Here is a 15,640-nt window from a genome sequence, read left to right as displayed (position 1 = left end):
CTTTACGCGCCCCCAATCAGGTCGTGCACGGCGTCGAGCAACGCCTCGTCGTGGAAGCCGCCCTTCGCCAGGTAGTAATCGGCGCCCGCTTCGAGCCCGCGCCGCCGGTCCTCGTCGCGATCCTTGTACGACACGATCATCACGGGCACCGACTTCGAGAGCGGATCGCCCTTGATCAGCGTGACGAGCTCGATGCCGTCCATCCGCGGCATGTCGATGTCGGTGACGACGAGATCGAAGCTGTCGCCGCGGACCGCGTTCCAGCCGTCCATCCCGTCGATCGCGATCGTCACGTCGTAGCCGCGCTTCTCGAGCAATTTCCGTTCGAGCTCGCGCACGGTCAGCGAATCGTCGACGACGAGCACGCGCTTCTTCCGTTGCGCCAGCGGGTCCCGATCGCCGCGCCGCACCTTCGCGAGCTGGCCGCCCCGAATCAGCTTGTCGATCGAGCGGATCAGATCCTCGACGTCGACGATCAGCACCGGATCGCCATTTTCCAGCAGAGCGCCCGCTGCAATGTTCTGAATTTTGTCGAGTCGTCCGTCTAACGGCTGCACGACGAGCATCCGCTCGCCGAGGAAGCGGTCGACCGCGACGCCGTATGTCTCCGGCTCGCCGCCGACGACGACGACGGCCGTCGTCGGACGGCTCTCGTCGAGCTCGCCCGCGTCGAGCAACTGGTGCGCGGTGACGAGGCCGACGCGGCGATCGTCGAGCGGGAAATGCTGCTGGCCCTCGAGCACGTCGATGTCGGTACGGTCGAGTTCGAGCGTGCGGCGCACCTGCACGAGCGGAAACGCGTACGGCTCGCCGCCGACGTCGACGATCAGGCTGCGGATCACCGACAGCGTGAGCGGCAGCTGCAGCACGAAGCGCATCCCGAGGCCCGGTTCGTTGAAGATCCGCACCGCGCCGCGCACCGACTTCACCATCTCCTGCACCGCGTCGAGACCGACGCCGCGGCCGGACACGTCGGTCACCTGCTCGCGCATCGAGAAGCCGGGCAGCAGCAGGAATTCGAGCAGTTCCTGGTCGGACAGGCGCGCCGCCGTGTCCTCGTCGGTCAGGTGATGGCGAACGATCGCCGCGCGCACCGCGGCGAGATCGGCGCCGGGGCCGTCGTCGCTCACGCTGACGAGGAGCGACCCGGCGCTGTGCCGTGCTTCGAGCGTGATGGCCGCCTCCGCCGGCTTGCCCCGCGCGACGCGCACGCCGGGCGGCTCGACGCCGTGATCGATCGCGTTGCGCAGCAGATGGCCGAGCGGCGCGTCGAGCATGTCGAGGATGTCGCGGTCGACCTGCGTCGCTTCGCCGACGATCGAGAAGCGCACACGTTTGCCCAGCGAGCGTGCGAGATCGCGCACGACGCGCGGATACGCACGCGTCGCGTCGCCGAACGGACGCATCCGGCACTGCAGCGCTTCGTCGTAGAGCTGCTCGGCGATGTGCGAGCTGCGGCGCTCGAAGCGGTCGAGCTCGTCGAGCCGCGTCGCGAACGTGCGCTGCAAGTCGGTGAACATCTGCCGCACGTCATGGAGCGCGCCGCGCACGCGCGGATCGGCATCGTCGGCGAGGGCTTCGGCCAGCGTGTCGAGCGAGCGGGACGCGTCGCGCTGCGCGCGCTTTACGCGCAGCATCGACTCGGCGAACGGCTTCAGCCAGCGTGATTCGACGAGCGATTCGCCGGACAGGCTCAACAAGCGGTTCAGCGTTTCGGCGCGCACGCGGCGCATCTGGCTCGACGCGCGCTCGGCGTCGGGCGAACGGGCGGCCTGGTCCGGCGCGTCCTGCGACGTCGCCGGCGTATCCCGCCGCGTCGTGTCGCGCGCCATGTCGGACGCGTGCGCGTCCGGTACGAACTCGGTGCGAAGCTGCATCGAGTTCGATGCGGGCGACGCGCCGCGACGCGCAGGTGCTGGCGCGTGCCGTGGTGTTTGCGTGACGTCGGGGCTGTCGGTCATCGCGCGCGAATCGGCTGCGCTGCGCGAGACGCCGCCGGTTGCAGCGCCCGCATCGCTCGCGCCTGTCGCGCCGATCGAGCCGCGCATGCCGGCCGCTTCGTTTGCGGCGATCGCGTCGCCGGCTCCGCTCGCGCCGACTGCGGCGCCCCACTCGCCTGCCCCCGCATCCGCCGCATCGAGCGCCGCCGCGAACGAGTCGATCTCGCGCTGCGTGACGGGCGCCGCCGTTCGCGGATCGCCGATCCGCACGAGCAAGTCGACGCCCGTCAGCAGCGCATCGACGTGACACGGCGTCAGCGGCTGCCGGCCGTGCTGCGCGGCGACGAAGCAATCCTCCATCCGCCCCGCGATGTCGACGCCCTGAGGCACGCCAACGATCCGCGCCGCCCCCTTCATCGAATGCGCGGCGCGCATGCACGCCTCGAGCGTCGCGGCGTCCTGCGCGCCGCGCTCGAGCGCGAGCAGCCGCTCGGACAGCGCCTGCGTCTGCGTCTGCGTCTCTTCGCGGAACAGCTCGAGCAGCGACGCCCGGCCGAGATCGTCATCGAGACTCATCGCAGGCTCCGCGTCAGCGAATCGAACAGGCGGTCCTCGTCGAGCAGGCCGATCGTCTTGCCGCGCCACGCGAACACGCCGCGCGAATGCGCGCCGCCCGTGCGCGCGACGGTCGCGGGCACGGGCATCCACTCGGACGGCGTGAAGCGCAGCACGCCCTCGACTTCATCGACCGGAAACACGACGGGATCGCCGCGATGCGCGACGACGAGCATCCGCGTGAAGCGCGTGCGCGACGCGGCGCGATCGGCCCGCGCATCGAGGCTCAGCAGCTCGGCGAGCGACACCGCGACGCGCAGCATCCCGCGCACGTTGACGATGCCGAGCACCGCGCAATTGCGCCGATGCGGCAGCGCATGAATCGGCCGCGTATCGGCGATCTCGCGCAGCACGCCGATCGGCAGCGCGAGCCATTCGTCGGCGACGCGAAACGCGAGCGCCGAATGGACGGTCTCGGCCGCGCCGTCGCGCGCCGCCGCCGAGACCGCCGTCGAACGCGGCGCGCGCTCGGCCGCGAGGCGCGCCGCGTCGGCGAGATCCGCATCGGTCAGCGGACGGTCGAGAAGCAGCGCCGCGTGCTGCGCGAACACCGTGCAGTTCAGGCAGCGGCGACAGGCTTCGAGCCGTTCGCACGAACGGTCGCCGCGCGTGCCGATGCGGTTCCAGCAAGCGTCGATCTCGAATGCGATCCGTGGTCGCTCAACGGCGTCGCGGTCCATGGGTTCCTCTTGGTTCGCCGTCGTTCGTGTCGGTCACGGACGAGGCCGATTCGTACTGAGCCGCACGCCGGGCCCGTTGCATCAGCCATTGTGCGCCGTCGCGATCGCCCGCGATGTCGAGCAGCGTCGCCAAATGCGTCAGCGCTTCGTAGTGCGACGGCTCGAGATACAGCGCCTTCCGATAACAGTCCGTCGCTTCGTCGCCGCGGCCCTGCGCGTCGGCGATCAGGCCGAGCAGATAGAACGCGTCGACGCTCGGGCCGGATTGGTCCATCGACGCGCGCACCGCCTGCTGCGCGGCGTCGAACGCGCCTGCGTCGGCGAGGCGGCGGGCGGCGTCGAGCGACGCTTCGGGCGGCACGCCGGCGCACGGATCGGCGCTCGCGCGAGACGCGGCGTCGGTCCCGGCGCCGCCGACGACGACGCGGGACGCGCCGGACGCATGCGACGCGAACGCCGGTTGCGCGACGCCCGACGCGCTCGCGAGCGTCCCGGACGCGGACCACCCCGTATCGAATGTGCGGGCGAGCGATGCGGACGCGCGCGGCGCGGCGCCGACGTCGCGCGCGAGCGGCGCGGCTGCGGGCGAGCCGACATCGGCCGCCGACGTGGAAAGCGAATCGAACACCGGACGCGCACCGCTGGCACTGCGCGCGAGCGGCGCGGCTGCGGGATGCGCGGCGTCGATCGCCGGGGCGAACGATTCGCCGGACGCCTGCGCGGCGTCGGGCGCGCGCGAGAATGCGCGCGCGGCCGTCCAGCCCGTGTCGAATGCGTTCACGGGCGGCGCGCTCGCGGGACGTCCGGCATCGCGAGCCGGCGCGAACGATTCGCCGGCGGGCTCCGCAACACTCGGCGCGCGCGCGAACACGCGGGCCGCAGGCCAGCCGGAATCGCCCGCACGCGCGAGCGGCTCGGATGCGGGACGCGCGGCGTTCGGCGCGGACGTGAACGATTCAGTCGACGGCTCGAACGCGGTCGGCTTACCGTCGATCGCGCGCGCGATCAGCTCGGGCGTCGGCCAGCCGGCATCGACGAACCATTCGTGCGCGATCGCGCGCAACGTGCCGCCGAGCGACTGTGTTCGCTCCGCATCCGCGATGCCCGTCACCGCCGCCGGTCCGCCGCGCCGCGCGCCGCCCGCCGCAGGCGCGCCGATGCCCGCCACGCGGGGCCGCGCCGCCGCATCGGCCGCCGCCTTGTAAAAAGCGAACGCAAGCGGAATCTGCACCGACGTCAGCCCCTGTCGCATCACGACGCCCGTCTCGGCCGGGCCGACGAATACGATCCCGCGCTCGCCGAGTTGCTCCTCGACGATCCGCACGACACGGTCCTGCGCGTCGCGATCGAAATAGATCAGCACGTTGCGACAGAACACGAAGTCGTACGGTTCGCCGGGGCAGCCTAGCAGATCGAGCAGATTCGCCCGCCGGAACCGCACGCATGCGCGCACCCGCTCGTCGAGCACCCAGCCGTCGGCCGCCGCCTTGAAATGCCGGTCGCGGAACTCGAGCGCGTGGCCGCGAAACGAGTTGCGTCCGTAGCGCGCACATTCCGCGTGCTCGATCGCGCGGCCGCTGATGTCGAGCGCGTCGATCTCGAAGCGCGCCGGATCGATGCCCGCATCGAGCAGCACCATCGCCGCCGAATATGGCTCCTCGCCCGTCGAGCACGGCGCGCTCAGGATTCGCAGCACGCGCGCGGGCTCCGCGAAGAGCCGCTCGGCGCCGAGCCGCGCGAGCGCGCCGAACGCCTCGCGCTCGCGGAAAAACCAGGTCTCCGGCACGACGAACAGCTCGATCAGCGCGCGCCGCTCGTCGGGCGACGCGTTCAGGCGCTGCCAGTAGGCGTCGACCGCTTCATCCGTGATGGGCGAATGGGGCCGGCCCGACTGCGCGGCCGTGCCGCCGTCGACGCCCGGCCGGGTCGCGGCGATCCGCTCGGCGAGCGCGCGCGCGACGAATTCGTTGCCGAGCGATGCCGGATCGATCCCGGTCTCGCGCGACAGCCATGCATGAAGGCGCGGGTCGAACACGTTCACAGCCCGCCGCCCGCCGGCGCGCCGGCGGGCGGCGCAAGCGGCCCGGCCGGCGCGAGCGACGCCGCATAGTCGAACAGCAGCGCGCGCGCATCGCCGTCGACGATGTGCTGGACCGCGATCCACTGGACGACGCCGTCCGCATCGCTCGCGATCGGTCCGAGCCAACGCGCGTGCGGCGTCGCGATCCCGCTGTCGCGGAACGCGTCGCGCGGAATTCGCGTCGTCTGCGTCGCGCGTTCGACGATGAGCCCGAGCAGACGCACGCGCGGCTGCACGAACGCCGGCTCGGAGGCCGCGGGCAGCCGGTAGCGCACGAGCACGAGCCGCGTCGAGCGCAGATGCTGCGCGGGACGGCCGAGCGCGAGCCGCGGCACGTCGATCACCGGCACCGGCTCGCCGCGATGCATCAAAATGCCGGCCGCCCACGCGGGCGCGCCGGGAATCGTCTTCGTCGCGGCGAACGGCAGCACTTCGGCGATCTCCGCCGCATCGAGCGCATAGCGCTCGCCGTCGAGGTGGAACAGCAGGAACAGCATGTCGGCTCCGCTTTCCGCGTCACGCGCGCATCACGCGTCGACCTTGAAACGCGACACGCCCGTGCGCAACTGATTCGCGACGAGCGTCAGATCGTCGATCGCCTGCGACGATTGCCGCAGCGATTCCGCCGTCTGCTGCGCGGCCTCGGACAGTTGCGACAGCGCCTGCGTGATCTGCTCGGCGCCGCTCGCCTGCGTCTGCATCCCTTCGTTGACCATCTGGAAGCGCGGCGCGAGCGTCTGCACTTCGGCGATGATCTGCGACAGCTGCCCGCCCACCTGCTGCACGTCGCGCATCCCGCGCCGCACCTCCTCGGAGAACTTGTCCATCCCCATCACGCCCGCCGACACCGCCGACTGGATCTCCTTCACCGTCTGCTCGATGTCGTACGTCGCGACGGCCGTCTGATCGGCGAGGCGGCGGATCTCGGTCGCGACGACCGCGAAGCCGCGGCCGTATTCGCCCGCCTTCTCCGCTTCGATCGCCGCGTTCAGCGACAGCAGATTGGTCTGGTCGGCGACCTTCGTGATGGTGGCGACGACCTGGTTGATGTTGATCGCCTTCTCGTTGAGGATCGCGAGCTTCGCGTTCACCGAGCCAGCCGCATCCATCACGCTGCGCATCGTCTCGCCCATCCGCGTGAGGCCGCTCTGGCCGACGCCCGCGAGCGTCGCCGACTGCTCGGCGACCGACGACACTTCGTTCATCGTGCGCAGCAGATCGCGCGACGTCGCGAAGATCTCGCGCGACGTCGCGCCGATCTCGGTCGTCGTTGCCGCGGTCTCGTTCGCGGTCGCCTGCTGCTCGCGCGACGTCGCCGCGATCTCGGCGACCGACGTCGTCACCTGCAGCGACGACTGCTGCGCCTGCGCGACGAGCGCGGTCAGTTCGTCGGCCATCCGGTTGAAGCCGCGCTCGAGCGTGCCGAACTCGTCGTTGCGGCCGAGGTTCAGGCGCTGCGTCAGGTTGCCGGTGCGCATCACGTCGTGCACGTCGATGAGCTGCGCCATCGGCACCGTCACCGCGCGATACAGGAAGTAGCCGAGCACGAGCGCGGACACGAGCACGACGCCGAGCGCGACCGCGAGCGTGATCTCGGTGCCGTGCACCGATTGACGGATCAGCGTCGCCGATTGCTCGGCGAAGCGCCGGTTCTCCTGCACGAGAACGTTCGCATTTCGAATCACTTCTTCCCACACGGGCGTCATCTTCGCATACGCGGCGAGCGCATCGCTCTTCGCGCCGCGCGCCTTCTGCACGGTGTCGTTCAGCAGCGGCAGGTAGCGGTTGTACGAATCATGAAACGTATTGAAGCGCTGCTGGTCGTCGCGGCGGAACGCCGACGCCTGATACGCGGACAACAGCTTGTCGAACTCTTCGAGCATGCCGGGCACCGTCGCGAGATCGCGCCGGACCGCTTCGGCATCGGCGTCGACGAACACCACGCGCTGCAGCGTGATATACGATTCATTCGCGGCCGCGCGCAATGAAGACGCGAGATAAACGCCAGGAAGAGAATCGCGCCCGATGCTGACGGCTTCTTCGTTGATCGCGCGCAGTCGCTGATACGACAGCGCCGCCATGAACAGCATCAGCACGAACAGCACGCCGAAGCTGAGCAGGATCCGGTTGCCCAGCGTGAGCCGGCTGCCGGCGGCGGGTTTGCGAAGAGTCTCGTTGCTGGCGCGGGGCGTCACAGAGGGCATGTCGTTCTATCCAGCTGGCGGAAAATCATGTGAAAAAAGCGTCGCGCGCCACACCGGGCGGATCGCATCGATCCAGCCGCGACGCGAAACCCGGGTATCGCGAGTGTAACTTGAAGCATCGTGTCCGGGGACAGGTCAGGGCGCACGAATGAGCCATACCGTACGCACGCGTCACACGGCGCTCGCATCCTTCGGTATCCGAAGTCCCGCGAGAAAGCCGCGCGGCGTGTAGCGCATCAGGATCTGTCCGCGATGCTTCGCGGCCGTCGCGCGCACGAACGCGAGCCCGAGCCCGAAGCCGCCGCGCTGCGCGCCGCCCGCGGGCACGAGCCGCACGAAAGATTCGGTCGCGGCCGCGCGCTGCTCGGGCGCGATGCCCGCGCCTTCGTCCTCGACGCTGATCAGCCAGCAGTCGCCGTCCTCGACGAGCGTGCAGCGCACCTCGGAGCCCGCGGGACCGTACTTCAGCGCGTTGTCGACGAGATTCGCGACCGCGCGCGTCAGCATCATCCGGTCGCCGATGCACAGGCATTCGGTAGGCGGCACGTCGGCGCGTACGCGGCTGCCGACGCTGCCCGCCTTCTCCCACATCTGGTCGACCGCGTCGAGCACGACCTCGTTCAGGCTCACCGTCTCGCTCGGCCGCTTCTCCGATTGCGCGCGCGTCAGATGTATGAAGCCGTCGGCGAGCGCGAGCGCGCGGCGCGCGTGCGTCTCGATCCGCTCGAGGATCGGCGGCATCGCGCCGCGCTCGTTGCGATAGACGTCGAGGAGCGCAAGGATCGACGTCTGCGGCGTGCGCATGTCGTGCGACAGGAAGTCGAGCACTTCGTCGCGCTGCCGCAGCGTCAGATACGAGTTCGAGTGGTAGCGGATGCGCGCGATCAACTCGATCGTGTCGGGCAGCTTGACGAGATAATCGTTCGCGCCGGCGACGAACGCCGCGCGCTTGACGTCGGGCTCCTCTTTCGCCGACAGCACGATGATCGGCACGCGCGCCGTCTGCGCGTCGGCACGCCATGCGCGCACGAGTTCGAGGCCGTCGATGTCGGGCATCACGAGATCCTGCAGGATCACGGTCGGCTTCACTTCCCTCGCCATCGCGAGTGCGCGCTGCGCGTCGGTGCACGTGTGCAGCACGATGTCGCTCTCCGGGACGAGCGAGCGGCGAATCACTTCGCCGACGAACGCCTGGTCGTCGACCAGCAGCACCGAGATGCCCGATTCAAGCGAATCCGAATCATTATTCCTATTCGTTTTGTTCATCATGTCGTAACGCTACGCAATCGTTGCCTTGTCGCCTGTTCCAGCTCCGTTCGTCGCTCGCGTGCCTGGCGGGTTCGGCATGCGATCGCGTGAGCGCGAGCCCGCCGTTCCGCGTGAACGGCAATGAAACGGGCCCTCATTCTTTCTTAAAACGAATATAAAGTGCCGATGTTAAATGAAATTAAGTGTGTTCGCTGATTTCGCTCGATAATCGGCGAGCATTTCACTTCGTTTTGCGATCGAATCTTCGATCGAACAGGTAAAAAACGCGCGTCGAAGCGATCCAGTTGATACTGCGATCACAATGCGCCTGATACGCGCCGTGCGCAATTGCGTCCGTGCAGTGTGTTATCTGTCCGCCACAGAGAGATTTATCAATTGCGCCGGCAGTGCCCGAAGTTGTCGGGACGCAAACGTTTTCGCCGATCACGATCGCGGCACGTTCGCCGAACGTGCCCGGCTCGGCAGAAAATGGCGCGAGACGCCCGGCAGACGGGCGTTTGCCGCATGCGCTCGGCACACACCGCCGTCGAACCGATTGAACGTCGACTGCACGGCGCACGCGCCGCACAGCCGGACAGCACGCTCGATTGACCGTCCGGCCGGTGGACGATAGCATCTCGTGACGACGTGACGCCGCCATTCATCGACCGTCCCCGGTGCAATCGCGGACGTCTCGATCATTGAGCGCCGCTTCTCGTTTTTTCGAGATAGCGGCGATCTCCCGCATTGCGTCCTTATCTCAATATTCACGCAATGCTCGTTTAAAACGCAATCGATATCTCTCTTATCTAATTATTCATCACGCCCCTATGAATCCGAGTTACCGCGTTGGCGAAACTATCTCAAAAATGGTCACGTTCGACATTGATTCCGTGCGCCGATTTGCGACGCTCGCCGGCGACATGAACCCGCTGCACCACGACGAGGCACTCGCCGAACCGACGCGGTTCGGCGGACTGATCGTCAGCGGTACGCACTATTCGGCGCTGATGATGGGCATGGTCGCAACGTTCCTCAGCGAGCGACGACCGGCGCTCGGACTCGAATTCGAGTTCAAGTTCCGCAAGGCGGTCGCGGCCGGCGACACGGTGACGATGGCGTGGCGGATCGTCGCGATCGAACCAAGCGAGAAGCTGAAGGGCGACGTCGTTCGGCTCGAAGGCACGTTGCGCAACGCGGCGGGCGACATCTGCGTGATCGCGAAGTCGACGAGCCTCAGCCTGCCGGACGACGCGCTCGCGGCGACGTAGCGCGGAACGGCCGCTGCGATGGGGAGGCGGCCGCCGCCGTTCCCGTTCGATCGGCGGCGCGACGCGTTCGCACCGCGTCGATTCGCCGATTCGCCGGATTCTCGCGGCAAAAGGATACGTCGGCGGAATGGCGCGACCATGCGGCGGCGCGGCGGAGGCAGCGCCAACGAACGCATCGCCGAGCCGCCCCGCCCTTGCGCCGCATTCAGCGCTTGCGCACGACCATCAGCCGCAACTCGGTCATGTCCTCGATCGCGTAGCGGATCCCTTCGCGGCCGAGCCCCGAATCCTTCACGCCGCCGTACGGCATGTTGTCGACGCGAAACGACGGCACGTCGTTGATCACGACGCCCCCCACCTCGAGCTCGTCCCACGCGCGCTGCGCATGTGCGAGCGAATCGGTGAACACGCCCGCCTGCAAGCCGAAGTCGCTGTCGTTCACGCGTGCGAGTGCGTCGTCGAAATCCGAGAACTTCTCGAGCAACGCGACGGGGCCGAACGCCTCCTTGCGATACAGATCCTGATCGCGGCCGACATGCTCGAGCAGCGTCGCCTCGAACATCGCGCCGTCGACGCTGCCGCCCGCGACGATCTTCGCGCCCGCCGCGACGGCCGCGTCCATCCAGCCTGCGAGCCGCCGCGATTCCGATTCGGAGATCATCGGGCCGACGAACGTCGCCGGATCCTTCGGATCGCCCATCTTCAGCGAGCGGGTCTTCGCGATCAGCTTCTCGCGCAGCGCATCGTAGATGCCGGCATGCACGATGATCCGCTGCACGCCGATGCAGCTCTGCCCGGACTGGTAGTACGCGCCGAACGCGAGCCGGTCGACGACGTAGTCGAGCCGTTCGCGCTGATCGGCATCGACGATCGCGGCCGCGTTGCCGCCCAGTTCGAGCACGACCTTCTTCTTGCCCGCCTTCTTCTTCAACTCCCAGCCGACCGCGGGCGAGCCCGTGAACGACAGCAGCTTGAAGCGCTCGTCGGTCGTGAAGAGATCGGCGCCGTCGCGATGCGCGGGCAGGATCGAGAACGCGCCCTTCGGCAAATCCGTTTCCGCGAGGATCTCGCCGATGATCAGCGCGCCGATCGGCGTGCGGCTCGCGGGCTTCAGCACGAACGGGCAGCCCACGGCAAGCGCGGGCGCGACCTTGTGCGCGGCGAGATTCAGCGGAAAGTTGAACGGCGAGATGAACGAGCACGGCCCGATCGGCACGCGCTTGTAATAGCCGCTGTAGCCCTGCGCGCGCGGCGAGATTTCGAGATTGATGATCCCGCCTTCGATCCGCACCGCTTCCTCGGCCGCGACGCGGAACGTGTCGATGAGGCGCGTCACCTCGCCCTTCGAATCGTTGATCGGCTTGCCCGCCTCGATGCACAGCGCCTCGGCCAGCTCGTCGAAGCGCTCGCGAAAGCGCGCGACGCAGTGTTCGAGAATCGCCTGCCGCTTGAACGCGGGCAGCTCGCGCAACGGCTTCTGCGCGTCGACGGCCGCCGCGATCGCGGCGTCGATCGCCTTCGCGTCGGCGAGCGCGACGCGCGTCGCGACCTTGCCGCTGTATTTGTCGGTGACGTCGAGATCGGTGTTCGCGTATACCGCGTCGTTCGCGAGGTAGTACGGATAGGTTTCCTTCAGCATGTCGAATGACTCCGTCCGGTTGATGTGCCGAGTTGCCGACTGCGGTCACAATTGCGCCGACAGGCGCTTGATTTCACGGTTCAGCACGCGCTCGTTGTCCGAGTAATCGATCGGCACGTCGATCAGATGCACGCCCGGCGACGCGAAGCACTCGCGCACGAGCGGTTCGAGATCGTCGGCCGATGCGATCCGGTGCCCATGTGCGCCGTAGCTCTGCGCATACGCGACGAAATCCGGGTTCGACAGCGTCATCGCGTAATCCGGGAAGTTCATGTTCTCCTGCTTCCAGCGGATCATGCCGAACGCGTCGTCGCGCAGAATCATCACGACGAGGTCGAGCTTGAGCCGCACCGCCGTTTCGAGTTCCTGGGAATTCATCATGAAGCCGCCGTCGCCGCACACCGCGATCACCTTACGCTGCGGATGCACGATCTTCGTCGCGATCGCCGACGGCAGGCCCGCGCCCATCGACGCGAGCGCGTTGTCGAGCAGCAGCGAATTCGGCTCGTGCGCGCGCCAGTAGCGCGCGAACCAGATCTTGTACATGCCGTTGTCGAGACAGACGATGCCGTCCTCCGGCAGCGACCGGTAGAGATCGTTGACGATCCGCACCGGATACATCGGAAAGCGCGGATCGTCCTGTCCCTTCTTCAGATGTGCGTCGAAGTGCGCCTTGATCAGCATGAAGCGCGAGAAATCCCAGTGCGGCTGCCGCGCCAGCTTCGCCTTCATCTGCCACACCGCGTTCGCGATGTCGCCGACGACTTCGATCTGCGGAAAGTACACGGGGTCGACCTGCGCGCCGAGGAAGTTCACGTGGATCACGGTCTTGTCGTCGGCGCGCATGAAGAACGGCGGCTTCTCGATCACGTCGTGGCCGACGTTGATGATGCAGTCCGCGTGCTCGATCGCGCGGTGGACGAAGTCGCCGTCCGACAGCGTCGCGTTGCCGAGCCACAGCGGATGCGTTTCGTCGATCACGCCCTTGCCCATCTGCGTCGTGAAGAACGGGATGCCCGTCGTGTCGACGAACTCCTTCAGCATCTTGCAGGTCGTCTTGCGATTGCCGCCCGCGCCGATCATCAGGAGCGGATGGCGCGCCGCCTGAATCGCCTCGGCCGCGCGCGCGACCGCCTTCTCCTCGGCGATCGGCCGGCGGCTGTAGCTCGCCGGAATCGGCTTGCCGTCACCCTCTTCGTGCGCGATGTCCTCGGGGAGTTCGAGATGCGTCGCGCCGGGACGCTCTTCCTCCGCGCGCCGAAACGCCTCGCGCACCGCCGACGGGATGTTGCCGATCGACACGATCTGCCGCGTGAGCTTCGTGAGCGGCTGCATCATCCCGACGACGTCGACGATCTGAAAATGCCCCTGCTTGCTCGACTTGATCGGCTTCTGCCCGGTGATCATCAGCATCGGCATGCCGCCCAGCTGCGCGTATGCGGCCGCCGTCACGAAATTCGTCGCGCCCGGGCCGAGCGTCGACAGGCACACGCCCGTCTTGCCGGTCAGCCGCCCGTAGGTAGCCGCCATGAAACCCGCCGCCTGCTCGTGGCGGATCAACACGAGCTTGATGCGGGACCGCCGCAGGGATTCGAGCAGATCGAGGTTTTCCTCGCCGGGAATGCCGAACACATACTGGACGCCTTCTGCTTCCAGCGCCTTCACGAACAGATCGGATGCTTTCATGGGGGACTCTCGGTTGGTGCCACGCATCCGGCCTACGGACGGCGCGGCGCTGAGCGACGCGCACGCCGGCCTACGGCGCGCGCGACCCGTTTCCTTCGACAGACAAAAGCACGAGCAAGCTGGGCGAAACCGCCGCGGCGACGCGCGGCGCGGCCTGCGGCATTCGGTCGGAGACCGAAATGGCGGCCGGCGCGCGAATGACGGCGCGCCGGCGGCGGGAACGCTTCTCGATTGTAGAAGATCGCCGAAAAAGCCGCTCCGAGCAGCGCGGTTTACGAAACGATGACAGTCGGAAAAGAAAGGCGCGGCCGGCGGCGCATGCCGCTACCCCTTCGCATGCTGCGCCGCGATCTCCTGCAGCATCCGACGTATCGAACGCCGGCGCGGCGACGAACGCGCGCCGTTCAATACGGCAGCGCGCCCGCCCACCGCGCGATGCTCGACACCGCGTACAGCCCGAGCCCGATCAGCCCGCCGACCAGCGTGCCGTTGATCCGGATGTACTGCAGGTCCTTGCCGATGTTCAGCTCGATCTGCCGCGACATCTCGCGCGCATCCCAGTTCTTCACGGTGTCGCTGATGTGCCGCGTCAGGAACTCGGCGAACTCGGGCGCCATCTCGCTCGCCGCACGCTCGACGTGCTCGTTCATCGAGTCGCGCAACTGCAGGCTCTGTGCGAGGCGCTCGCCGAGCCAGCTGCCGAGCGCCGTCGCGCGCTGATGGACGACCGGCTCGTCGCGCGCGAGATCGGCCTTCAGCCACGCGCGCAGCTGGCCCCACAGGTCCTTTACGTATCGGTTGAACACGTCGCCGTCGCGCAGATAGCGCTTGATCTCCTCGCCCTTCTCGATGAACGCGGGGTCGCGCTTCAGCCGCACGACGAGCCGCGCGGCCGCGTCGTCGAAGCTGCGCCGCAACCGGTGCCCGGGGTCCTCGCCGATCTGCGTGAGCACGCGCGTCACGACGTTCGAGATCAGCTCCGCGCCGTGCTCGCCGAGCCAGTTCGTCGGCAGCAGCCTCTCCATCTTCGGGAATTCGTATTTCAGCCAGTCGACGATGTACGTCGCGATCGACGCGCGGTTGTCGGGATTGCGAAGGAACGCGACGATCTGCGCGATCCCGTCGTCGAGGAGCGCCTGATGGCGGCCGTCCTTCGTCAGCATGTCGAGGATCGCGCCCGCCGACTGCGACAGGTCGATCCGGTCGAGCACCGCATGGAACGCGTCCTTCACGAACGACTGGATCCGCGCGTCGTCGGTCATGTCGAGCCCGAACGCGATGAGGCGCGTCGCGTAGCCGCCCAGCACGTCCGCGTTGCGCGGCATCGCGAGCCACTGCGCGAGCCGCGCGGCCGGGTCGTGCCGCTTGATCAGCGCGACGATCGATGCCGGATCGAGAAACTTCTCCTGCACGAATGCGGCCAGATTGTCGGCGATCTTTTCCTTGTTCTGCGGAATGATCTCCGTGTGCTGTGACACGAACGGAATCGGCACGCGCCGGAACAACGCGACGACCGCGAACCAGTCGGCGAGCGCGCCGACCATCGACGCCTCGGCGATCGCCTTGACGCCGTCGATCCAGAAGCCGCGCGGCGCGAACAGCGTCGCGACGAACACGCCCGCCGCGGCGAAGAGCAGCGCGAGCGCGCGCCGCTTGCTGTTTCGGAGTTCCCGTTCCTTGTCGTCGAGCATCGTGACCCGGTCGTATCGGTTCCAGCCGTCAGGCGCGCGGCGGCGCGGACAGCAGGCGCTTCACCATCAACAGCTCGTCCGCGTAGCCGTTCGCCCCCTTCAGCGCGCGCGGCTCGACGCCGTATACGACGAAGCCGTGCCGCTCGTAGAACGCGCGCGCCGCGCCGTTGCCGTCGACGACGGCGAGCGTCACCTGCTCGACCGCTTCCGCCGCGGCCGCGAGCACCGCGTCGAGCAGCGCGGCGCCGACGCCGTGCCGACGCGCGTCGGGCGCGACGTACATGCCCCACAGGAAGCCCTTGTGACGCGCCTTCGCGCCGTCCAGCCGCTTGAAGCCGGCCATCCCGGCGATCCGGCCGTCGACGTACGCGCCGAACACGATCGCGCCGGCGAGCCGCTCGGCAAACGCGACCAGCGGGCGGGCGGCTTCGGCGTCGTAGGTCGAGCCGAACGCGTCCGGCGCATCCCGCAGCGCAGCGAGGCGGATCGCGCGATAGTCGGCCGCGTGCGCGGCCAGAAGCCGCCTGACTTCGACGGCGGGTGAGGATGTCGAATCGAGCATGACGGGCGTCGCGAGCATGAGAAA

At 68.1% G+C, this 15,640-nt stretch carries 11 protein-coding genes; 1 reads left to right on the top strand and 10 read right to left on the bottom strand.

Annotated elements, in window-relative coordinates; genetic code table 11:
- Positions 1-2: 2 nt before the first annotated feature.
- The 6 genes from WS69_RS21365 to WS69_RS21340 form a co-directional block, all read right to left on the bottom strand.
- On the bottom strand, positions 3-2,516 hold the full coding sequence (locus tag WS69_RS21365; RefSeq protein WP_059472676.1) for a hybrid sensor histidine kinase/response regulator: 2,514 nt from the start codon (positions 2,514-2,516) through the stop codon (positions 3-5).
- The gene (locus tag WS69_RS21360) at positions 2,513-3,235 is read right to left on the bottom strand and encodes a chemotaxis protein CheW (protein ID WP_059472675.1); all 723 of its coding nucleotides are present in this window, start codon (positions 3,233-3,235) and stop codon (positions 2,513-2,515) included. The genes WS69_RS21365 and WS69_RS21360 overlap by 4 nt, the downstream gene beginning before the upstream one ends.
- A complete protein-coding gene (locus WS69_RS21355) occupies positions 3,216-5,276 on the bottom strand; it encodes a CheR family methyltransferase (RefSeq protein ID WP_059472674.1) in 2,061 nt (686 codons plus the stop codon). The genes WS69_RS21360 and WS69_RS21355 overlap by 20 nt, the downstream gene beginning before the upstream one ends.
- Positions 5,273-5,812 carry a chemotaxis protein CheW gene (locus WS69_RS21350; RefSeq protein WP_059472673.1) on the bottom strand — a complete coding sequence of 180 codons (540 nt, stop codon included), beginning with the start codon at positions 5,810-5,812 and terminating at the stop codon, positions 5,273-5,275. The genes WS69_RS21355 and WS69_RS21350 overlap by 4 nt, the downstream gene beginning before the upstream one ends.
- Positions 5,813-5,842: 30 nt before the next feature.
- On the bottom strand, positions 5,843-7,519 hold the full coding sequence (locus WS69_RS21345) for a methyl-accepting chemotaxis protein (RefSeq protein ID WP_059472672.1): 1,677 nt from the start codon (positions 7,517-7,519) through the stop codon (positions 5,843-5,845).
- A gap of 171 nt (positions 7,520-7,690) precedes the next feature.
- Entirely contained in the window at positions 7,691-8,788 is a 1,098-nt protein-coding gene (locus tag WS69_RS21340) for a hybrid sensor histidine kinase/response regulator (protein ID WP_059472671.1), read from the bottom strand.
- A gap of 680 nt (positions 8,789-9,468) precedes the next feature.
- Here WS69_RS21340 and WS69_RS35705 point away from each other — a divergent pair.
- Positions 9,469-10,038, top strand: coding sequence for a MaoC family dehydratase (locus WS69_RS35705; protein WP_226382888.1), 570 nt, complete (start codon positions 9,469-9,471; stop codon positions 10,036-10,038).
- A 205-nt stretch (positions 10,039-10,243) separates the two neighbouring features.
- Here the strand turns inward: WS69_RS35705 and WS69_RS21325 are convergent, their stop codons facing one another.
- The 4 genes from WS69_RS21325 to WS69_RS21310 form a co-directional block, all read right to left on the bottom strand.
- Positions 10,244-11,677: an aldehyde dehydrogenase family protein gene (locus tag WS69_RS21325; RefSeq protein ID WP_059472668.1), complete on the bottom strand. Its 1,434-nt coding sequence runs from the start codon at positions 11,675-11,677 to the stop codon at positions 10,244-10,246.
- A 45-nt stretch (positions 11,678-11,722) separates the two neighbouring features.
- Entirely contained in the window at positions 11,723-13,363 is a 1,641-nt protein-coding gene (locus tag WS69_RS21320) for an acetolactate synthase large subunit (protein WP_059472667.1), read from the bottom strand.
- Between the two features lie 404 nt (positions 13,364-13,767).
- On the bottom strand, positions 13,768-15,054 hold the full coding sequence (locus WS69_RS21315; RefSeq protein WP_059472666.1) for a DUF445 domain-containing protein: 1,287 nt from the start codon (positions 15,052-15,054) through the stop codon (positions 13,768-13,770).
- 28 nt (positions 15,055-15,082) lie between these two features.
- On the bottom strand, positions 15,083-15,616 hold the full coding sequence (locus WS69_RS21310) for a GNAT family N-acetyltransferase (protein WP_059472921.1): 534 nt from the start codon (positions 15,614-15,616) through the stop codon (positions 15,083-15,085).
- Positions 15,617-15,640: the final 24 nt, after the last annotated feature.

The sequence above is a fragment of the Burkholderia sp. BDU5 genome, assembly GCF_001522845.1.
Taxonomy (GTDB): domain Bacteria; phylum Pseudomonadota; class Gammaproteobacteria; order Burkholderiales; family Burkholderiaceae; genus Burkholderia; species Burkholderia mayonis.
The sequence above is the reverse complement of the archived record's forward strand: the minus strand, read 5'-3'. Positions and strand labels throughout refer to the sequence as shown.